At 56.0% G+C, this 21,078-nt stretch carries 19 protein-coding genes, 1 other RNA gene and 1 pseudogene; 6 read left to right on the plus strand and 15 right to left on the minus strand.

The window, feature by feature from the left end:
* Positions 1–179: 179 nt before the first annotated feature.
* Genes dolP through ABLV17_RS13205 form a run of 4 tightly spaced genes read right to left on the minus strand, consistent with a single transcriptional unit; the run spans position 180 to position 3,830 of the window.
* Complete coding sequence (dolP, locus tag ABLV17_RS13190) at positions 180–755, minus strand: division/outer membrane stress-associated lipid-binding lipoprotein (RefSeq protein ID WP_015369543.1); 576 nt, start codon at positions 753–755, stop codon at positions 180–182.
* A gap of 9 nt (positions 756–764) precedes the next feature.
* On the minus strand, positions 765–1,355 hold the full coding sequence (gene diaA / locus ABLV17_RS13195; RefSeq protein ID WP_015369544.1) for a DnaA initiator-associating protein DiaA: 591 nt from the start codon (positions 1,353–1,355) through the stop codon (positions 765–767).
* A 25-nt stretch (positions 1,356–1,380) separates the two neighbouring features.
* Entirely contained in the window at positions 1,381–1,767 is a 387-nt protein-coding gene (locus ABLV17_RS13200; RefSeq protein ID WP_045394928.1) for a YraN family protein, read from the minus strand.
* The gene (locus ABLV17_RS13205) at positions 1,725–3,830 is read right to left on the minus strand and encodes a penicillin-binding protein activator (protein ID WP_308958040.1); all 2,106 of its coding nucleotides are present in this window, start codon (positions 3,828–3,830) and stop codon (positions 1,725–1,727) included. Before ABLV17_RS13205 ends, ABLV17_RS13200 begins: the two co-directional genes overlap by 43 nt.
* 63 nt (positions 3,831–3,893) lie before the next feature.
* Between ABLV17_RS13205 and rsmI the strand changes: the two genes are divergently transcribed.
* Positions 3,894–4,757, plus strand: coding sequence for a 16S rRNA (cytidine(1402)-2'-O)-methyltransferase (gene rsmI / locus ABLV17_RS13210; RefSeq protein ID WP_047044743.1), 864 nt, complete (start codon positions 3,894–3,896; stop codon positions 4,755–4,757).
* A gap of 138 nt (positions 4,758–4,895) precedes the next feature.
* Here rsmI and ABLV17_RS13215 read toward each other — a convergent pair whose 3' ends face one another.
* The 10 genes from ABLV17_RS13215 to ABLV17_RS13260 all read right to left on the minus strand — a co-directional run bounded on the left by ABLV17_RS13215 (position 4,896) and on the right by ABLV17_RS13260 (position 14,539).
* Positions 4,896–5,669, minus strand: coding sequence for a DeoR/GlpR family DNA-binding transcription regulator (locus tag ABLV17_RS13215; protein WP_087859913.1), 774 nt, complete (start codon positions 5,667–5,669; stop codon positions 4,896–4,898).
* Positions 5,670–5,779: 110 nt separating this feature from the next.
* Positions 5,780–6,823, minus strand: a complete 1,044-nt coding sequence (gene gatD, locus ABLV17_RS13220) for a galactitol-1-phosphate 5-dehydrogenase (RefSeq protein ID WP_213793676.1) — start codon at positions 6,821–6,823, stop codon at positions 5,780–5,782.
* 44 nt (positions 6,824–6,867) lie between these two features.
* Positions 6,868–8,250 (minus strand): PTS galactitol transporter subunit IIC, encoded by a 1,383-nt coding sequence (locus ABLV17_RS13225; RefSeq protein WP_087859911.1) that lies wholly within the window; start codon positions 8,248–8,250, stop codon positions 6,868–6,870.
* Between the two features lie 5 nt (positions 8,251–8,255).
* On the minus strand, positions 8,256–8,540 hold the full coding sequence (gene gatB / locus ABLV17_RS13230) for a PTS galactitol transporter subunit IIB (RefSeq protein WP_020077852.1): 285 nt from the start codon (positions 8,538–8,540) through the stop codon (positions 8,256–8,258).
* A gap of 26 nt (positions 8,541–8,566) precedes the next feature.
* Positions 8,567–9,034, minus strand: a complete 468-nt coding sequence (gene gatA, locus ABLV17_RS13235) for a PTS galactitol transporter subunit IIA (protein WP_087859910.1) — start codon at positions 9,032–9,034, stop codon at positions 8,567–8,569.
* A gap of 14 nt (positions 9,035–9,048) precedes the next feature.
* The gene (gene gatZ, locus ABLV17_RS13240; RefSeq protein WP_213316667.1) at positions 9,049–10,320 is read right to left on the minus strand and encodes a tagatose-bisphosphate aldolase subunit GatZ; all 1,272 of its coding nucleotides are present in this window, start codon (positions 10,318–10,320) and stop codon (positions 9,049–9,051) included.
* A 176-nt stretch (positions 10,321–10,496) separates the two neighbouring features.
* Entirely contained in the window at positions 10,497–11,312 is an 816-nt protein-coding gene (locus tag ABLV17_RS13245; protein ID WP_308958041.1) for an HPr family phosphocarrier protein, read from the minus strand.
* Between the two features lie 10 nt (positions 11,313–11,322).
* Positions 11,323–12,735 (minus strand): PTS fructose transporter subunit IIBC, encoded by a 1,413-nt coding sequence (locus ABLV17_RS13250; RefSeq protein ID WP_087859907.1) that lies wholly within the window; start codon positions 12,733–12,735, stop codon positions 11,323–11,325.
* A gap of 10 nt (positions 12,736–12,745) precedes the next feature.
* Entirely contained in the window at positions 12,746–13,660 is a 915-nt protein-coding gene (gene pfkB / locus ABLV17_RS13255) for a 1-phosphofructokinase (RefSeq protein WP_308958042.1), read from the minus strand.
* Between the two features lie 24 nt (positions 13,661–13,684).
* Positions 13,685–14,539, minus strand: a complete 855-nt coding sequence (locus ABLV17_RS13260) for a tagatose bisphosphate family class II aldolase (protein ID WP_087859905.1) — start codon at positions 14,537–14,539, stop codon at positions 13,685–13,687.
* Between the two features lie 350 nt (positions 14,540–14,889).
* Between ABLV17_RS13260 and ABLV17_RS13265 the strand changes: the two genes are divergently transcribed.
* Together ABLV17_RS13265 and ABLV17_RS13270 are read left to right on the plus strand one after the other, a co-directional pair.
* Positions 14,890–15,693, plus strand: coding sequence for a DeoR/GlpR family DNA-binding transcription regulator (locus ABLV17_RS13265; protein WP_162750129.1), 804 nt, complete (start codon positions 14,890–14,892; stop codon positions 15,691–15,693).
* Positions 15,693–16,643 carry a sugar kinase gene (locus ABLV17_RS13270; RefSeq protein WP_308958043.1) on the plus strand — a complete coding sequence of 317 codons (951 nt, stop codon included), beginning with the start codon at positions 15,693–15,695 and terminating at the stop codon, positions 16,641–16,643. The genes ABLV17_RS13265 and ABLV17_RS13270 overlap by 1 nt, the downstream gene beginning before the upstream one ends.
* Before the next feature lie 50 nt (positions 16,644–16,693).
* Here ABLV17_RS13270 and garD read toward each other — a convergent pair whose 3' ends face one another.
* The gene (gene garD, locus ABLV17_RS13275; RefSeq protein WP_271032071.1) at positions 16,694–18,265 is read right to left on the minus strand and encodes a galactarate dehydratase; all 1,572 of its coding nucleotides are present in this window, start codon (positions 18,263–18,265) and stop codon (positions 16,694–16,696) included.
* Between the two features lie 503 nt (positions 18,266–18,768).
* Here garD and garL point away from each other — a divergent pair.
* The 3 genes and pseudogenes from garL to rnpB all read left to right on the plus strand — a co-directional run bounded on the left by garL (position 18,769) and on the right by rnpB (position 21,046).
* Positions 18,769–19,664 (plus strand): annotated as a pseudogene (gene garL / locus ABLV17_RS13280) (2-dehydro-3-deoxyglucarate aldolase).
* Positions 19,564–20,454, plus strand: a complete 891-nt coding sequence (gene garR / locus ABLV17_RS13285; protein ID WP_308958044.1) for a 2-hydroxy-3-oxopropionate reductase — start codon at positions 19,564–19,566, stop codon at positions 20,452–20,454. The pseudogene garL and the gene garR overlap by 101 nt, the downstream one beginning before the upstream one ends.
* 211 nt (positions 20,455–20,665) lie before the next feature.
* Positions 20,666–21,046, plus strand: an RNA gene (gene rnpB / locus ABLV17_RS13290) — RNase P RNA component class A.
* Positions 21,047–21,078 lie beyond the last annotated feature (32 nt).

Here is a 21,078-nt window from a genome sequence, read left to right on the forward strand (position 1 = left end):
CCGGGAGTACAGAGGGCGGCGGCGACTGGCCGCCCTCTGTGCGCTCCCTGCGCCACGGAAAACATATTGCATATAACTCAACCAGGAGCGCAATGTTCTCTGAAGCGACACGCGATAAACGTTTTTCTCAAGAGAAAAGTTGCCAACCGATAACAGTATCTACAACTCATACAGGGCTTTTATTTAATATAGGTAAAGGCGGTGGTGACGCGGCTCACACCGCTTACCCGGCTGGCGATATCCGCCGCTGCGCGGCCTTCACGGTCGGTGACCAGGCCCATCAGGAACACTTCGCTATTTTCGGTCGTCACTTTCACATTGGAAGACTTCACCTGATCGCTGCCCAGCAGTTGGGAACGAACTTTGGTGGTGATCCAGGTATCCGACGACGCGGTGCCTAAGCCAATCGGCTGGCCTTGACGTACTTCATTGAAGACTTCGGTAGTCCCTTCAACCCCCATCGCAATTTGTTTGGCGCGAGAGGAGAGATCGGCGGTCGGCGACTGGCCGGTCAGCAGGACTTTGCCCTGATAAGCGGTGACGTTAATACGCGCTTCTTTCTTAATCTGTTCATCTTTCCCTAAGGCGCTGTTAACGCGCAGCTCCAGGGTGCTGTCATCAACCTGCGTACCCACCGTACGCGGGTCCGTTGCCGCTTTGGTGCCGACGGCTGCCGTACCGACTACCGCTGCGGCGACGCAGCCCTGTAGCAGTAGCGCAGAAAGCAGGATGGCGAGGGGCGAGAGAGCCTTCATGTGTTCTCCTTATTCGTCCTGGTGTGGAAAAAGCGTGTTATCAATCAAATCGCACAGACAATTGACGGTAAGCATGTGCATTTCCTGGATCCGCGCGCTGCGGTGTGAAGGAATGCGGATTTCAACGTCCTGCTGACCTAACAGGCCAGCCAGCTCGCCGCCGTCGTAACCGGTTAGCGCCACGATAGTCATATCGCGGGTGACCGCCGCTTCCACGGCTTTCACGATATCCCGGCTATTGCCGCGCGTAGAAATCGCCAGCAGTACGTCGCCGGCGTGTCCCAGCGCGCGCACCTGCTTAGCATAGATTTCATCATGCAGGCGATCGTTGGCGATTGCGGTTAAGACCACATTATCGGTATTTAGTGCAATGGCGGGTAAACCAGGGCGCTCTGTTTCGAAACGATTGATCATGCTGGCAGCAAAATGCTGTGCGTTGGCGGCGGAGGTGCCATTACCACAACAGAGGATTTTGTTGCCGTTAAGCAGCGACTGAACGAGCGTCATTGCCGCGCGCGAGATGGCGTCCGGGAGCGCTTCCGCGGCGGCGATTTGGGTTTGAATGCTTTCGGTAAAGCAGGCTTTAATTCTGTCGAGCACGGGATCCCTTAAATCTGATAATACGCTATTCGCCAAAGGCGTTTTTCAGCCATTGAATGTCGTTGCCGGTGAAGGCTACCACATCGAAACGGCAATCCACAGTATCAAAACTCCCATTCTGTCGGGAGAGCCACAGACGAGCGGCCTTGAGAAGGCGTTGTTGCTTTTGCGGCGTGACGCTGGCGGCGGCATCGCCGTAGCTGGCGCTGCGCCGGTAGCGCACTTCGACGAACACGATAACCGCGCCGTCGCGCATAATAAGGTCGATCTCGCCGCCGCGCTCGCGGGCGTTGGCGGCGATAAAACGCAGTCCATGCCGTTCTAACCACCGACGCGCCTGGCTTTCCCAGGCGTCGCCGGTCTGTTTACTTAGTTGGCTGCGACGATTTGTCCCTGTTGGTACTTGAGCCATGATAACTTCCTGTTAATCACGCAGTCCGGCGTGGCCGTCAGATCGCCCGTATTGCCGTTCAGCTGGTAACCTGGGCTCTGGCGCATTTGCGCGAAATGATTCGCCAGCGACCAGGCATCGGCGCCCATTGCATACAGCCGCGCCAGCGAGTAGTCGTTACGCACGGTGGAGAGCGCCTGCTGCATCAGCGCCGGGTTACTGCCGGCCAGCATCGGGATTTCGCTATATTGCAGACCTTCCATCTCCAGACGGAAATCCGGGCCAGAGGTGCCTTGCGCGCTACGGGAGCTGGCGTACAGGGTGACGTTGCTCTGGCTGCCGTTGCGCATCGCGATCAGCGGCTTGATATAGCCAATTTGTTCCGGGGTGGCGACGATATAGGCGGCATCGATGCTGCCGCCGCTGCTGACCGGAACGTCGCTTGGGCTGCCGAGCGAGCTATCTACAGATGACGGCAGCGTCGATACCGGGCTGCCGGTCAGTGAGATCCCGCCGCCGTTGACGCCGGATTTCAGCTCCGCCGTCGATCCCAGACGCTGCTGCAGCACCGTACCGCCGCCCAGCTTCAGCCACTCGTCGGCGAAAGCGCTGACCACGCGGTCGCCAAGCGCGCCGCGCGGCACCAGCAGTAACGGCGTTTGTTTGCCCTGATCGTGAATATGACGCGCCGCGTCGCGGGCTTCATCTTCCGGGGAGAGCGCAAAGTAGCACAGGTTCGGGCGGTTCTCGACTTTCCCCGGCTGGTTAAGGGCCAGCACGTTCAGCGAGGTGTTGCTTTTCATCACCTCTTCGACGTTTTCTTTCAATAGCGGGCCGACAACGATGGTTGCGCCGTCCTGCTGTACCTGCGCCAGAAGCTGGCTCATCGGCTCGCTGGTGGTGTCGTAAATTTTCAGCTCAGCGGCAGGATTGGCGGTTGCCGCCACCGCGGGCTGCGGCTGCGCGGCTGGCGCGCTCACCGGTTGTGCTACCGGCTGTGCTGCCGGCGTTGCGGCAACCGGGGCGGGTAGCGGAGCGGCTGCTGGTTTTGCGGCAGGCGCGGCCTGCGTTTCCGCTGGCGCCTGCACCGGTGCGGCCTGGCTGCCGGTGGCGGTGAGATCGCCGACTTCCGCCTGCGAAGGGCTCACCACATCATTATTGCCGGCAACATTCGCCGCCTGGGCGACCTGCGCCGGCACTGCGTTGCCCTGGACCGCTGGGGCGCCATTCTTCGCCGCTTCAAAACCCTGCTGGATAGTGCGGCCGAAAATCGCCGCCTGGCCGTTCAGAGGCAGCAGCAGGGCGATTTTATTGGTCGAGGCCAGTTTATAGTTTTGCATGTTCACCAGCGCGGTGGGCAGCATCTGCGCCCCCGGGTTCTGCGGATAACGGATTTGCCAGTCTTTGACGCCCGCTTTCAGCATCGCCGGATCGTTGCGGTTATCGAACCACATCCGCTGCAGATCCAGCCAGCCCTGCAGCACGTTTTCGTCGGCATTGATCACCAGCGCGTTGGCCTGCTGTGGGGTCATCGCCGTCAGCGCTTTCCACGTGGCGTCGATGTTTTGTTGTTTTTGTTTCGCCTGGCTTAGCAGGGGTTGCTGGGCAATCAGCGCGCGCAGCAGCGCCAGAGAGGGCTGCCCCTGGCTGGCGTCAATTTGCGCCTGCCAGTAGCGCGGCTGCTGATTTTTCTCAAAACTGAGAGGGTCGAGTTTGCTCAGTAATGCCTTCGCGCCCTGGTAATCGCCTTGCGCCAGTTTGACTTCCACCGCCAGCAGCGACTGTTCGCGGGCCTGCGTGCTGTTCAGGTTCGACGGCAGTTGGTTGTACAGGTCGATAGCCTGCTGCTTCTTACCTTCCTGCAGCAGTGCACGAATGGCGAGTAATTGCCAGTTGGTCTTGCTATCATTCGTGCTTTGCTGCATCTGCTGTAGGTAGAAACTGGAGTTGGCCTGCGACGTACCCTGCATAAACGCCGTGCTTTGATCCTGCGTGTGGGTGCCGCAGCCAGCAAAAAGAAGAGTAGCCAGCAATACGGGCAGACAGCGCGCGGGCTTAGAACGAAGAAATGTTGACGGTACCATATGTATCCAGTGATATTTTTTTGGCTCAATGCTCAATATTAAATCGGCAATACGGACGAGACAATGAAACAACACGAATCAGCGGATAATTCTCAGGGGCAACTGTATATTGTGCCCACTCCGATAGGGAATCTGTCTGATATCACGCAGCGCGCACTGGAAGTGTTGCAAGCTGTTGATTTAATTGCTGCTGAGGATACCCGCCATACCGGTTTGCTGCTGCAGCATTTTGCGATTAACGCCCGTTTATTTGCCCTTCACGACCATAACGAGCAGCAAAAGGCCGAAACACTTTTAGCGAAATTAAAAGAAGGACAAAACATCGCGCTGGTGTCCGATGCCGGCACGCCGCTGATTAACGATCCCGGCTACCATCTGGTGCGCACCTGCCGTGAAGCCAATATCCGCGTGGTGCCGCTACCGGGCCCATGTGCCGCGATTGCCGCTCTGAGCGCCGCCGGTTTGCCGTCAGATCGTTTCTGCTACGAAGGTTTCCTGCCGGCGAAATCGAAAGGCCGCCGCGATACCCTGAAGGCGCTGGAAGAAGAACCGCGCACCATTATCTTCTATGAGTCAACGCACCGCCTGGTGGAGAGTCTGGAAGATATCTGCGCGGTTTTGGGCGAATCCCGCTACGTGGTGTTGGCGCGCGAGCTGACCAAAACCTGGGAGTCTATCCACGGCGCGCCGATTGGCGAGCTGGTGGCGTGGGTGAAGGAAGACGAAAATCGCCGCAAAGGCGAGATGGTGCTGATCGTCGAAGGTTTTAAGGCCCAGGAAGAGGCGCTGCCGGCAGCCGCGCTGCGGACTCTGGCGCTGCTACAGGCGGAACTGCCGTTGAAGAAAGCCGCCGCGCTGGCCGCGGAAATCCACGGCGTGAAGAAGAACGCGCTGTATAAATACGCGCTGGAGCAGCAGGGGGAGTAAGCCTGTCAGGTGTAGCTGAGGACAGCAAGGTGCCTTCTGATGTTGAAGGGCACCTTGGATTTCATCCTACATGTCGGAATAAATGTCGGAATAAATGTCGGAATAAATGTCGGAATAAAATCGCCGATTTGCGCGCAATTACACGATCTTCAATTCCACCTTCTTGCTATTTAACGCCGCGCGGTCGGCGTCACTGATGCCGTCGTCGGTAATCACGCAGTCAATTTTGTCCATCGGCAGGACCTGGTTAAAGCCCCGGCGATTGAATTTGCTGGCATCGAGCACGGCGATCACTTGATGTGCGGCGGCGGCCATCACGCTGCTGATCGAATAGCCTTCATTAAAGGTGGTGATGCCGTTGGTCGCATCGATACCATCGGCGCCAACGAACATCAGGTCGGCGCAAATCCCCTGCAGCGAACGTTCAGCGATGGTTCCGTGCATTGAATGCGTTTTGTGCCGAACCGTACCGCCGCATACCACCAGCGTAATATCTTTATTTTCCGACAGCGTAAATGCGGCGGGTAGGCTATTGGTGATGACGGTGATATTGGTCATTCGTACCAGCGCCTCGGCTATCAGCAGCGTGGTGCTGCCGCTATCGAGGATCACCGTCATGCCTTCATGGATCATTGCCGCGGCGGCCTGAGCGATGCGCTTTTTCGGATCGCTGGCGAGCTGGTAACGATCTTCCAGTACCACTTCCAGGTTATCACTCTCGGTCAGATCGCTACCCGGGCGGGCGGCGCCGCCGTGAAAACGGGTCACCAGGCCTTTCTCTTCCAGCATACGGAGGTCGGCGCGAATGGTGACTTCAGAGATGCCAAAGAGATTCGAAAGGTCTAAAACCAATACGCTGCCCTGCGTATTCACCATATCGACGATTTTGTTCCTTCGTTCAAATGAGTTCATCTTGATTTGCCTGATAATTAACTCAACTTAGTTTAATCGAAGGATAACGAAAGTTGAACGATAATTTTCGAAAGGTAATGTGAGCCAGCGCAGATTGCTGGCTCAAGCGATCAGGAAAGTTTAAGTAGGATTTTACCCTGCATCGGCGCGCCGTTTAGCGCCTGAACTTCGCGAGCAAAACTCTCGGCATCGCCGCGATGAGCTATCAACGGCGCCAACTGCAGGCGTTTTTCCGTCAGCAGGCGGGTTGCTGTTTGCCACTCTTCTCCCGGCCACGGGCCTGAGTAGTTCATCCAACTGCCGACGATATTCAGCTCTTTACGCAGAATTTGCCCGAAGGTGACGGCAGGCAGCGTTAGGTCGTGATGCAGGGTACCGACCAGCGCCAGCTGCGCCCGCGGCCCGGCGGCTTCAATTGCTAATGCGACGGTCTGCGGCGTACCGGCGGTCTCGAGGACGAGCTGATCGAACTGGATTTCCTCCAGCGCCTGTTGAATCGCCTGGCTGCTCATCTCGCGGCTGTTGAACACCCGGCTCGCGCCAAGGGTTTTGGCCAGCTCCAGCTTCTGTGGATTAATGTCGATAGCCGTGACGCTATTGGCTCCTAGCTCGCGGGCGCACTGCAGCGCCAGCAGGCCGATGGTGCCGGCGCCGATAATAATGACGTTTTTACCCTCGCAGCCCTGCGCCAGATGAAAAGCGTGCAGGCCAACGGTTATTGGCTCGATAAACGCGCCATCATCAATGGGCATCTGATCCGGCAGGCGGAACAGGTTGGCGCGCTTCACCACCACGTATTCGGCGTTGCCGCCCTCGCTGCGGGAGCCGACGAACTGATACTGCTTACATAAAGAAAAATATTCGCGCTGGCACTGCGGACACTGGAAGCAGGGCAGCAGCGGCACGCAGGCAACAGCATCACCGGGCTGTAGATCGGTCACCGCCGCGCCGTAGGACTCGACATAGCCGCTGAATTCATGCCCAAGCGTAATAGGGTAGTAATGCGCGCCTTTGGCGAAAATGCGCGGGATATCGGAGCCGCACAGCCCGGAGCTGACCACTTTGACCAGGACATCGTCTTCCGTTTGCAGCGTGGGGATGGGGCGTTCTTCAACGCAGACGTTCCCCTCAGCATGGATTACCACTGATTTCATACCATTCTCCAGAAATGTTCAGGGGAGCGGCGCTCCCCTAATGCTTAAGATGCGGTTGGATGCTGTTGCGCGGCGGCGCTTTTCTCTGCTTTCTCTACCGCCATGAAGCGGCGGGCGCGACGCCAGGTCAGCAGGACGCCAGCCAGATAGATGATGCCGATAATTGCGAAGCCGACCACGTTCTGCCAGGTGAAGAGCTGGATCAGCAGCCAGGTAATCGGCGAGCCGCCCTGGTCCATCGAAGCCACCATACCGCCCGCTTTTAACGCCCCGGCGTTTGCCGCCAGCTGCGTGTGTAAGCCGATGGTCTGGGTTGCGATCCATAGGGTGATACCCATAATGATGACCCCGGAAATCAGGGTGCGGAACAGGTTGCCCTGATGCACCGCTACCGCCATCGCCACGAAGAAACCAATGGTCGCCAGGTCGCCGAACGGCAGGACCTGGTTGCCTGGAACCACGACGGCGATCAGAATGCTCAGCGGGATGAAAATCAGGCTGGCGGATACCACCGAGGTATGGCCAAGCAGCAGCGCCGGGTCGAGACCAATCAGGAACTCCTGGCCGCCGAATTTAGCCTGCAGACGTTTACGCGCCTGTTTGGCTATCGGGTTGAGGCCATCCATAATGGGTTTGATCACCCGCGGCATCAGCAGCATCACCGCCGCGGTTTTCACCGCCAACTGCAGAATGCCTTTCAGGTCATAACCCGCCAGCGCGCCAATCACCAACCCCATGACGAAACCGACGGTGACCGGTTCGCCGAAGGGGCCGAAGCGTTTCTGGATATCATCGGCGCTAAAGTGAATGCGGTTAAGGCCGGGGATTTTGTCGATGATGGTATCGACGAGCACCGCAATCGGCCCTAAGTACGCCGAACTGCCGTGCGGTATCGCGATGCCATCAAGGCCGAAGAAATCGCGGGTATCCCTGGCAAACCAGTCGCCCAGTTTGTAAACGAAGGCGGCATGAACCACGACGCCGAGAATCCCTATCCAGTAGGATCCGGTCGCTATATGCAGCATCGCGCCGGTAAAGGTCATATGCCAGATGTTCCAGATATCGACGTTCACCACGCGGGTCATGCGGGTGACCAGCATGACGATATTGACCACGATGGCGACCGGAATGGCTACCAGCGCGATTTGCGACGCCCAGGTCATCGGCGATGACCCCGGCCAGCCGATATCAATCACGTGAAGGTTAATCTGGAAATGCTCCGCCATCGCCTTTGCCGCCGGGCCGATGGAGTCGAGCATCAGGCCAATAACCAGGCCGATGCCGACAAAACCGATCCCGATGTGCAGACCGGATTTGAAACAGTCCCCGAGCTTCATCCCCAGCAGTTTGGAGAAGATAATGATCACGATCGGCAGCATCACCGTCGGACCAAGATCGAGGATATAACGCATGATTTCGCTGAACATGGCGTTTACTCCGCGAGGATGCCGAGGATTTTCTGCTGTAAGGCTTCAATGCCGACGCCGGAGACAAACGGCATGCCGTGAACCACTGGAATATCGCCGAAGGCGCGGTCCACGCGGGCGGTGGTGCAGATAAGGTCCGCGCCGTCCATGTAGGTTTCGATTTCATTGACCCGGCACTGCACCAGATCCAACTCAATGTTGTGGTCTGCGCACAGCTCTTTAATCTCTTCTGCGGCCATCGTGGAGGTGGCGACGGCGCCGCCGCAGGCGACGATTACTTTGCGTTTCATAGGGTACCCCTTTTATTATCAGTATGTTATGAAGCCTGGGCGCTAAGCTCGGGCTCAAGGATAAATTGCTGGAACAGCACCGGTAACTGCTCGTCGGAAGCGGAGAGCAGAACCTCCAGCGTGTTTGGATTTTGTAGCTCACTAAATAACCGGCGCAGCAGCTTCAGCTGTGCCGCCGGGTTTTCAACAATCAGCGCGATGATAAGCGAAACGTCGATATCGCCATCGTCATCAGCGCGCTGAAAAGGGACCGGCGCGTCCGGGCGAATCAGGTAAATCGCCGGTGACTTCGCGTGCATGGCTTCGCAATGGGGAATGGCCACGGCGTGTTGCTCCAGCGCGATGCCGGTCGGAAAAGTTGCTTCGCGTTCGAGCAGGGCTGCCGGATAGCTATCATGCACAACACCTCGCGCCAGCATCTCCGCGCCAATATGCTCCAGCGCCTGCTGGCTGGAGCTGAAATGAATGCCGGTACGAACAAACAATTGACTCATAGATCCTCTTTATTTCACGCGGTTTCAGAAGAACAGCCGTAGCGGTAGGCGCGCAGAACATCCTGGATTTTGTCGAGGATGAGCTCGTGCGGCACGGCGTTCAGTTCATTCAGCGACAGTCGTTCAAACTGCACCGGCATATATTGGCTGATAAGCCCCAGCGGCAGCTTAGCGTCGGTCAGGTTCGCGATAAGTTTCTCAACGCTCTGCCGAATACGCGGATGCGGCCAGTAGTAACGGATACGGTCGGAAAGGCTAAAGTGGATATCGACCATCGCCTGACTCCAGGTCGGGCGATAGTATTTTTTCCAGTAGCCCGGTTCGTTGAGCATCACCTCGTCGATCACTTCCATCACCCGGCTACGGGACTCGGGCGCGATGAGCTCATTTTCCATCTGTGCGAGAGCGAAAATGGCTTCGCGCAGGGCAAAGGTGAGCGCCGGGCCGACTTTCAGAATGGCGAAGTGGTCGCGGACCAGCGCGCGGTAGGCCTGGCGGGATTGGTAGTCGGTGGAGTGGGCTTCGTACACCATCGGGGTATTTTCGATCCACGCGGACAGCGCTTTCGCTTCCTGCGGTTGGTAATGGATGATTTGCGTGTGGTCGAACTCCACGCCTGGCTGCACGACGATGGCGATGACGCGCTTCAGCGCGGCGTCGAGCCCCAGCTTGCGGAACGCCGCTTCATGGGTTTCGAGGGTGGCGGCGGCATCCTGCGCCCGGGTGACATGTACGCTGCCGATGGTGCTGGCTTCGCCGCCGGGAACCGGTACTTCTGTTCCGATAACGTAGGTCAACTGGCGCTTTTGTTCATCGCTGGCGGTCTCTTCAGCAGCCTGACAGAGGCGGGCGGCGCGCTCTGCCACCACGCTTGGGTTCAACGGTATCGGGTCGTCGGCGCAGGACATTGATGCATCCAGGTGGATCTTACTAAAGCCTGCGGCGACATAGGCTTTGATAAGGTCGATGGATTTTTTCATCGCATCGGCAGCCGGTTCGTCTTGCCAGCAGTTTGGGCCCAGATGATCGCCGCCAAGAATAATGCGTTCTGCCGGGAAACCGACGGTGTGGGCGATGTTGTAGACGAAGTCGCGGAAATCGGCCGGCTGCATACCGGTATAGCCGCCAAACTGGTTGACCTGGTTTGATGTTGCTTCAATCAGCACTTTGTTGTTGGTCGGCAGATCGAAACGTAACGCCGCTTCGATAACCAGCGGATGGGCTGAACAAACTGAGCAGATGCCGATGTGTTCGCCGGATTTATGGCGAGAGATAATATCTTTCATTTACAACCTCCGTTTTCTTTCGAATATATTCGTTATGTTTTGTTTTGGTCGCAAATGTCTTTGTTTTGAATTGTGATCTGTATCGATAAATTGCTGTGCAAGCGTTGAACAGGGTGTCTTACTGGCAAAAAAAACGCCCTGACCAACACGGCAGAGCGTTTTTAATTAATTGAAAATTAACTGAATAACCGGGACAGCCAGCTGCGTTTGCTTTTTTCTGCCGCCTGAGAGACTTGCTGCGGTTGGGCGGCGATCTCGCCGAGCCCGGCGTTAAAGGCGTCGCCAATTGCTTTCAGCGCCTGATGCGCATCGCTGCCGCTGGCCATAAAGTGCAGACGATGACCCTGTTTGGCGCCAAGCGATACGACGCGCATCAGATTTTTGGCATCGACAATTGACGATCGAGTATCCAGGTTTTCGACCTGGATTTGCGACTGCCACTGCTTGACGGCTTTCACCAGTACCGCGCTGGGCCGGGCATGCAGGCCGTGCGGATTGCGCAGCGTAAAGATTGCCTCTTCATCAAAGCGCGGCGGCGGTTCCGGTTCTTCGCCTTGCGCCGGCGCGATATCGCCGGCAAGTATCTCCAGCACCGCCTGCGGAGTATCGGCCCGCGACAGCGCGGCGGGCACCCGATCGTCGCCTAGCGCATGAGTGAGCTGGCGTAAGATATCGAGATGTTCGTTGTCCTGTGCGGCGATACCAACAATCAAATAGGCGGTTTGCCCTTCGCCCCAGTCCACCCCCTGCGGACAGGCTAGCACCTTCACACCGGTTCTTAGCACCGCATCGCGGCTTTGCGGCGTGCCGTGAGGAATGGCGATGCCGTTGCCCAGATAGGTACTGATTTGCCCCTCGCGTTCGCGCATTCCCTCCAGATAGGCCATCTGTGTATGTCCGGCTGCGGTCAGGGAACCGACGACGCGCTGTAGCGCTTCATCTTTCGTTTTGACCTGATGGTCGAAATGAATGTCTGCGAAAGTCAGCTGCATAGTTCGCTCCTTATTTAATAGCGCCGGCAAGCGCCGTCGCTTCCTGAGTGCGTTTTTGCCACAACCGCCAGCATCCCAGCATGAGCGCGCCGCAGGCGGAGCCGGTAAGAATGCACAGCACCCACACCAGCGGTTTGCTGACCAGCGGTAGGATCAAGAAGCCGCCGTGCGGCGCCGGGACCTGAATATGTAGGCTGTAGCTGAGGACGGCCGAGATTGAAGAGGCGATCATCATCATCGGGATCACCCGTAGCGGATCCTTAGCGGCAAAGGGAATCGCGCCTTCGGTGATGTGCGTGCAGCCGAGGATATAGTTCACCATCCCGGCGGCGCGCTCTTCTTCGCTAAAGCCTTTAGGGAAGAACGTGGTTGCCAGCGCAATCACCAGCGGCGGGGTAATGCAGGCAGCGGAGACGCCGGCCATAAAGAAATAGTTGCCCTGTCCTAGCAAGAGCGTTCCGGTGACGTAGGCCGCTTTATTGACCGGGCCGCCGAAGTCGAATGAACACATTGCCCCGACCACAATCCCCAGCAGAATGGGATTGGCTTCTTGCAGAGAGCTAAGCCAGTTCATCATGCCGTTGTTGATCGCCGCCACCGGTTGGCCAAGTAGCACCATCATCACGCCAATCACCAGTACGCCAATCAGCGGCATAATAAAGATCGACTTTAGTCCTTCGTACTGACGCGGCAGGCCGTCGAGCAGGCGGCGGATAAGCAGCATAAAGTAACCGGCGGCGAAACCGGCGATGATCCCGCCGAGGAACCCGGCGCCGGTGGCGTTTGCCAGCAGGCCGCCGACAAACCCGGCGACCATCCCCGGACGGCCGGAAATGGACCAGGCAATGTAGGCCGTGAACACCGGTACCATGATCGAGAACGCCTGCTGGCCGACTTTCATCAGGGTGGCGGCAATCACGTTGTACTGCGCTGAATTTGGATCGGCGGAGTAGATACCCCACAGGAAAGAAATGGCGATTAAGATCCCGCCGGCCACCACGAAGGGCAGCATATTGGAAACACCGCTCATCAGATGTTTATAAATCTGCCGGCCGAATGATTCCTGCTCATATTTCTCCGCAGGATCCGCTGTGGCGGAGATCCCCTGACGGCGTTGCGCCTGACCGCTGACGACTTTATTAATTAATTCTGCCGGATGATGAATGGCCTCTTTAACCGGTACTTCAATAACCGGCAAACCATTAAAACGTTCGGCATTAACATCTTTATCGGCAGCGATAATAACACCATAAATATCTTTCAGATCTTCCGGTGTAATGACATTCTCTACCCCGGAAGCGCCGTTGGTTTCAACTTTGATCTCAACGTTTAATTTTTTTGCTGCGGTCTTTAAGGCTTCTTCAGCCATAAATGTATGGGCAATACCTGTAGGGCAGCCGGTAACGGCAATAATCTTTTTCATAATCGGACCTTTATAATTGGACGATCTGAAGTTGTTGTAATAATTCTTGTGTACGGTTTAATTTGCCAAGCCCGGCGGAGGCGGCAACATCGGCGCCGGTGGCGCTGGCCAGCGCCAGAGCGGGAACGACATCATCTTCGTTAAGCCATTTACTCAGGAATGCTCCCAGCGCGGCATCGCCGGCGCAGGCCGAGCTAACCAGTTTGATTTTCGGCGCCGAGCAGAACCACAGTTTCTCGCCGTTTGAAAAGTAGAGCCCCTGCGCGCCCAGGGTGAGCAGCACGTTTCGGGCCCCGAGCTGGTGGAGCGTGCGCATTGCGTCATGTACCTGCTGCGGGCTGCCGACGTCGAGATCGAAGATCTCTTTGAGTTCGTCGTCATTGGGTTTAATCAATAGCGGGCGTAGCTCGAGCAACTGCCGCAGCGCCGGGTGGCTGATATCTAAAATAACTTCACAACCTTTTTGCTGACACAAGGCCATTATTTCGCTATAGAACCTGCTTTCAATTCCCGGCGGCAAACTGCCGCTGATTACCAAATAATCACCGGGTTCGACGCACTGTAAATGATGAATAATTTGCTCTTTGCCTTCATCATTAATACGAGAGCCGGGATTTACTAACTTATATTCTTCGTGTCCGTCATTAATAAAAACATTAATACGGGTGGGTTCGGCGACCCATGCCGGAGTCACTTTAATATGCTGTCTGCGCAGCTCTTCGACTATATAGCGGCCAGTAAAACCGCCAAATATACCCATGACGTGGGTGGGCTGTAGGTAATGATCTAATACCAGCGAAACATTCACCCCTTTGCCATTTGGGCAATATTCCGTCTGCCGGGTGCGGTTGACGGCCGCAGGCCGAAGCGGATCGCAAAAGATATTCATATCGATCGCGGTATTCAGTGTCAGGGTATGGATCACGACATTGCTCCTTCGATCCGCGGATTATAGTTGCCCTTCGCAGCCACAAACGTGAATCACTTTGCGGACAACCTCTTTCATTGCCGCTTTCGCCGGCGTCATATAGTGACGCGGATCGTTGGCGCCCGGATTTTCCAGGAAGTAGGTTTTCAACGCATCAGAGAAGGCGATTTTCAGTTCGGTGGCGACGTTGACTTTGCAGACGCCCAGAGAAATGGCGCGGCGAATATCGCTATCCGGGAGGCCAGAAGCGCCGTGCAGTACCAGCGGAACGTCAACGCAGTCGCGGATGGCGGCCAGGCGGTCAAAATCAAGTTTCGGTTCGGCGGTGTAGAGCCCGTGCGCGGTGCCGATGGCGACGGCCAGCGAATCAATACCGGTACGGGCGACGAATTCACGGGCCTGTTCCGGGTTGGTATAGAGCGCATCTTTGGCATCAACCACCAGATCGTCTTCCACGCCCCCCAGTCGGCCCAGCTCGGCTTCCACGCTGGCATCGTAGCGATGACTTAATTCCACCACGCTTTTCACCAGCGCTACGTTTTCTTCGAACGGTGAATGAGATCCATCGATCATGACTGAGCGAATGCCCGCCTGAACTTTGTGCGTGATGTCGACCAGATCCTCGTGATGATCGAGGTGCAGGGCGAGCGGGAGATCCCATATTTTCGCCAGATCGCGGGCGATCGCCACCACATTGCCGGTGCCGGCATAGCTGTAGGTTCCCGGCGTGCCGGCGAGGATCAGCGGCGAGCGGAGCTCTGCTGCCGTTTCCACCACCACCTGCATGGTTTCAAGGTTATGAATATTGAAAGCGGGGACCGCATAACCATGACGCTGGGCCTTTAACAACATGTTTTTACTGGAAATGATGTACATTCTAACCCTCTATTTTCAATTTGTAAGTAATTTGTTCAATTAAACCTTCAATTTGAAAGTAATGTAACGATCGTTTCCGCGTTTAGGTGTGATCCATCGCACACAATGGGGAATTGATTTTTAAAATGAAAGTTAATAATCTTTTTTATGTTTCTTTTTTAAAATATAAATGAAGCGATAGGGTGTTGTTATCTATTTGAATTTTATTGTCTTTATTGATTTTTCTTCACGGGGATAACTGGCGTGGTTTGACATTACGATGGGGAAATTTAAAAATGAAAGTTATTCCAGGAGAAAATAAAAAGGCATAACCCGTGGCAAAACCGTCAACCAGCCTGCTGAAAAGGCGCTTGGACATCGCGGAGATCGTTCGTAAGAACGGCGAGATTAAAGTCGACGATCTGGCTGAAATGCTGGCCGTTTCCGGAGTGACAATCCGTAACGATCTTAACTATCTGGAGCAGCAGGGGTATCTGAAGCGTTCATTCGGCGGGGCGATTTACACGGCTCAGGCCGGCACGCCGGTCGCTACGGTTCGCGACGCTCCACAGGTGACGGACAAAGCGCTGGAAACGGAAATGGCGCGTCAGGTGGCGGTGCAAATTGAAGATAGCGAAACGCTATTTTTAGGCCAGGGTTCCATTTTGCGTAAAGTGATCCCGTTTCTGGCTAACAGTGAGGAACTTTGCCTGCTGCTTAACGATCTGGCCCACGTTGCGCTGGCGCAGGAGTTTCTGAATGGCGAAACGGTGCTGCTCGGCGGCGTGCTTGGCGGCAACGGACGGATAGTCGAAGGCGATTTGGCGCTGAAAGCGTTAGGCCATTATCGGCCATCACGCGCGCTGATTGCGGTTGATCACGTCGCTGAAGACGGCACCCTGAGCGTACGTAACGAAACTAGCGCTCGCCTGCTGAGCGAAGCCGTGGCGCAGAGCGAGCGGGTTATCGCGGTTGTTGCTTCCCGTCCGGTCTATGGTGAAAAACGCTATGCCATCGGCGAACTTCAGCAAATGAGTAGCGTGGTGACGCCGCAGGTTGTCGCCGCGGAATATCATGCCCGTTTCCTCGCCGCGGGTTTAACTAACAGCTACACCAACAATGAATGCCTGACATGGCTCAACACGGCTTTGCAGAAGACAAACCAGGAGCGGTGATGAACGTAACCATTTGCACCATCGGCGAGCTGCTGGTGGAATTTCTCGCCAAGGAAGAAAATCAGGGATTTTCCCGCCCCGGTGAATTTTGGGGTCCCTATCCCAGCGGCGCGCCGGCAATTTTCGCCGATCAGGTGGCGAAACTGGGTTTTGGCTCCGTGCTGTTTAGCTGTGTCGGTAGCGACGCATTTGGCGAAATGAATATTGCGCGGCTGGAGAAAGATGGCGTTAACGTTAACGGCATTGCCATGCTGCATAAAGCGACAACCGGCAGCGCGTTCGTCAGCTATCGTAGCCAGGCGCAGCGCGATTTTATTTTTAATATGCCTAACAGTGCCTGTGGTCTGCTGACTGCGGACCATATCGACGAGGGGCTGCTTAACCAGTGCCAGCACTTCCACATTATGGGGTCATCGCTGTTCTCATTTCGCATTATCGATGCGATGCGTAAAGCGATTGAAAACATTAAAGCGCGCAACGGCACGGTGTCGTTCGATCCTAATATTCGCAAAGAGATGCTGAATATTCCCGAGATGTCGCAGGCGTTTGAATACATTCTCGATTACACCGATATCTTTCTACCAAGCGACGGTGAACTGGACTACTTTGGCCTGAATCCGGGGCGAAATGAGCAGCTGCTGGTTGATAAGCTGCTGAAACGCGGTGTTAAACACGTGGTGATTAAACGCGGCCCGCGTGGCGCGAGCTACTTTAGCGCCGCTGAAACACACCACGTCGCCGGTTTTAACGTGCCGGTTGTCGATCCGACTGGCGCAGGCGACTGTTTCGGCGCGACCTTCGTTAGCCTGTTCCTCAGCGGCGCCTCGCCGCAGGAAGCGCTGAAATGGGCAAACGCCAGCGGTTCACTGGCGATCGGTCAGCGTGGTCCCATGGAAGGCACTTCGACGCAGGCGCAAATCAAAAACTTTTTGGCAGCGCAACACAACTAATAATAAGCCCGGATTTTCCGGGCTTATTATTATAGTTGGACGGGGGCATATCACGTCACCGGCGCCGGGTTAAACACCGCTAGCTGGTTATGCAGACCCCATTGATCGGAGAAGGTTTTCTTACGTCCGCTGGCGACGTCGAGAATGAACTCGAACAGTTTCAGCCCGACATCCTCAATCGTCTCTTCGCCGGTTGCGATGGTACCGGCATTGATGTCCATTAAGTCATACCAGCGGTTGGCAAGCTCGGTACGGGTCGCCATTTTAATCACCGGGACCGCCATCAGCCCGTAAGGGGTGCCGCGCCCGGTGGTGAACACCTGAACGGTAATGCCGGAAGCCACCTGTTGAGTGCCGCAGACAAAATCGCTGGCCGGCGTCGCCGCATAGATAAGCCCGCGTTTCGTCGGGCGCTGACCCGGCGAAAGGACTTCGACGATGGCGCTTTTGCCTGATTTGGCAATCGAACCCAATGCTTTTTCCACTACGTTCGCCAGACCGCCTTTCTTATTGCCCGGTGACGGGTTGGCGCTGCGGTCGGTTTTCCCCAGCTCCAGATAGTTATCATACCAGGCCATCTCTTCCAGCAGGCGCTTGCCAACTTCTTCGTTGATGGCTCGCGGGGTTAACAGATGAATAGCATCGCGTACCTCGGTCACTTCCGAGAACATCACCGTCGCGCCGCAGCGCACCAGCAGGTCGGAGGCATAGCCCACAGCCGGGTTGGCGGTCACGCCGGAGAAGGCGTCGCTGCCGCCGCACTGCATACCGACCACTAATTCCGAAGCCGGGCAGGTTTCACGCTGGCGGGCGTTCAGCTTCGCCAGGTGGCGCTCGGCAACCTGCAGAATATCATCGACCATCGATTTAAAACCGACATGTTGTTCATCCTGCAAGCGCACTACGCTTGCGCTATCGACGGCGATCGGCTGCACGTCTTCGGTTCCCTGCAGCAGACGTTCCGGCTGCAGCTTTTCACAGCCAAGACCAATCACCATTACCTCGCCGCCAAAGTTGGGGTTCAGCGCGATATTGTGGATGGTGCGAATCGGCACGATGGCCGCCGGGGCGTTAATCGCCACGCCGCAGCCGTAGAGGTGGTTTAATCCCACCACGCCATCGACATTGGGGTATTTCGGCAGCAGATCGCGTTCGATGATCTTGACCACATAATCCACCACACCGGCGACGCAGTGCACGCTGGTGCTGATCCCCAGCAAATTCTTGGTTCCCACGCTGCCATCGGCATTGCGATACCCTTCAAAGGTGTATCCTTCCAGCGGCGGCAGCGGCTCGGGGACTTTAGTCGCCAGCGGTAGGGTGTTCAGCGGTGGGGCGGTCGGCAGTTCGACCAACGACTCATCAATCCAGCTTCCCTTTGGTATATCGCGAACGGCGAAGCCAATCACTTCGCCATAGCGGATGATTTCACCATGGGCAGGAATATCGACAAGAGCGACTTTATGGCCTTGCGGGATATGTTCAACGAGGGTCAGGCCATCCGGAAAACGCGTTCCGGCGGTTAAACCGCGATCGTTAACAATAATTGCCACATTATCAGTAGGGTGTACTTTTATATAAAACGCCGTCGGCGACTGTTGTCGAATTTCAATGTCAGCCATTGTCCAGTGCTCTCCAAACCGGTGCTAATAATAAAATAAAACGCTAATTAAATTTCTGCTTAGCAGAATGATGAAATAAAGAATGTCAGGAGTTATCGCGTTAGGATGTGATCTATGTCACTCCTTGCCGCGCCGGCCATGACACATAGATGGGTAATCCTGAGAACTGTGGATTAGCGCCCATGGCCTATGGCATTTGCATAACTAAAATGATTATTTAGGCATTTATATTGTGATTATGCATAGTGTCTGGTGGCGGAGAGCTGATTATACTGAGCCATGTTTTTGAGGAATCTGATATGTGGATAGATAGCTTAAAATAAATAGCTCGCTGAAAATAATAAAAGGTGTTCTGTGCCAGATGAATATTTAAATGATTCTGCATTGGGCCACAGAAAAGGAGTACCAGCCCGCTATTTAACTCTGCTAATTATATTGGTGATTGGCGAGATGAAACGTATAGAGCAGCAGAAGTAAGCAACGATTAACCCAAGGTAAAAATCATGGATAACGCAATTTTCCCAAACAAGTTCAAAGCCGCGTTGGCGGCTCACCAGGTACAAATTGGCTGCTGGTGCGCCCTGGCGAATCCGATTAGCACCGAGGTATTAGGACTTGCTGGTTTCGACTGGCTGGTGCTTGACGCGGAGCATGCGCCGAATGATGTGACCACGCTTATCCCGCAACTGATGGCGTTGAAGGGCAGCCACAGCGCGCCGGTTGTGCGCGTGCCGACCAATGAACCGATTATCATCAAGCGCATGCTGGACATCGGTTTCTATAACTTCCTGGTGCCGTTTGTCGAAACCGCTGAACAGGCGGCGCAGGCGGTGGCATCAACCCGCTATCCGCCGGAAGGGATCCGCGGTGTTTCGGTTTCTCATCGCGGCAATATGTTCGGCACCGTGCCGGACTACTTCGCTCAGTCCAACAAGAATATCTCCATTCTGGTGCAGATTGAGAGCCAGACCGGGGTGGATAACGTTGATGCTATCGCTGCGACCGATGGCGTTGATGGCCTGTTCGTCGGTCCGAGCGATCTTGCTGCGGCGTTGGGCCATCTGGGTAACGCCGCCCATCCTGAGGTTCAGCGTGCTATCCAGCATATTTTCTCCAGCGCGAAGAAACACGGTAAGCCGAGCGGCATTCTTGCACCGGTAGAAGCCGATGCGCGTCGCTATCTGGAGTGGGGCGCGACCTTCGTCGCCGTCGGTAGCGATTTAGGCGTCTTCCGTTCAGCAACCCAGAAACTTGCTGATTCTTTTAAAAAATAATCACCAGGATTAAGAGAGAATATTATGACAATCAAAGTGGGTTTTATTGGCCTTGGCATCATGGGCAAGCCGATGAGCAAAAATTTGCTGAAGGCGGGTTATTCGCTGGTGGTATCCGACCGTAACCCTGAAGCTATTGCTGACGTGATTGCCGCGGGCGCAGAGACCGCGAGCACGGCGAAGGCCATTGCTGAGCAGTGCGATGTCATTATTACCATGCTGCCAAACTCTCCGCACGTGAAAGACGTTGCGCTGGGTGAAAACGGCATTATCGAAGGCGCGAAACCAGGCACCGTGGTGATCGATATGAGCTCCATCGCGCCGCTGGCGAGCCGCGAAATCAGTGAAGCGCTGAAGGCCAAAGGCATCGATATGCTGGACGCGCCGGTAAGCGGCGGCGAACCCAAAGCGATCGACGGCACCCTGTCGGTGATGGTTGGCGGTGACAAGGCGATTTTCGATAAATACTACGACCTGATGAAAGCGATGGCGGGATCCGTGGTGCATACCGGCGATATTGGCGCAGGCAACGTCACCAAGTTGGCCAACCAGGTGATTGTGGCGCTGAACATCGCGGCAATGTCGGAAGCGTTAACCCTGGCCACCAAAGCCGGCGTTAACCCGGACCTGGTGTATCAGGCGATTCGCGGCGGCCTGGCGGGCAGCACAGTACTCGACGCTAAAGCGCCGATGGTGATGGATCGCAACTTCAAGCCGGGTTTCCGCATCGATCTACATATTAAAGATCTGGCCAATGCGCTGGATACTTCTCACGGCGTCGGCGCCCAGCTACCGCTGACGGCGGTGGTGATGGAGATGATGCAGGCGCTGCGGGCGGATGGCCTGGGCACCGCTGACCATAGCGCTCTGGCGTGTTACTACGAAAAACTGGCGAAAGTGGAAGTCACTCGCTAACAAGATGGGCGCGTGCCTGCGCCCTGTTATGCTTACTTTTAGCAGCGCCGTCAGGCTACATCACCACGAACATTTTCTTCGTCCCAGACTCTTATAAACAAAGCCTTTCTGCCGGCGAGGGAAGGGTAAAAGCCATGATTGCCGCGAGGCTGGCGAGCGGAATGCGCTGTGCGGGGTGACAAAGGCGCGCGAACCCTCTATACTTCGCGCCGAAGCTGACCAGACAGTCGCCGCTTCGTCGTCGTCCTCTTAGGGGGAGACGGGCGGAGGGGAGGAAAGTCCGGGCTCCATAGGGCAAGGTGCCAGGTAACGCCTGGGGGGTGTCACAGCCCACGACCAGTGCAACAGAGAGCAAACCGCCGATGGCCCGCGCAAGCGGGATCAGGTAAGGGTGAAAGGGTGCGGTAAGAGCGCACCGCGCGGCTGGTAACAGTCCGCGGCACGGTAAACTCCACCCGGAGCAAGGCCAAATAGGGGTTCATAAGGTACGGCCCGTACTGAACCCGGGTAGGCTGCTTGAGCCAGTGAGCGATTGCTGGCCTAGATGAATGACTGTCCACGACAGAACCCGGCTTATCGGTCAGTTTCACCTCTTCAATGTAAAAACCCCGCTCCGGCGGGGTT

This window comes from Klebsiella sp. CN_Kp091, assembly GCF_040065095.1.
Lineage (GTDB): Bacteria > Pseudomonadota > Gammaproteobacteria > Enterobacterales > Enterobacteriaceae > Klebsiella > Klebsiella aerogenes.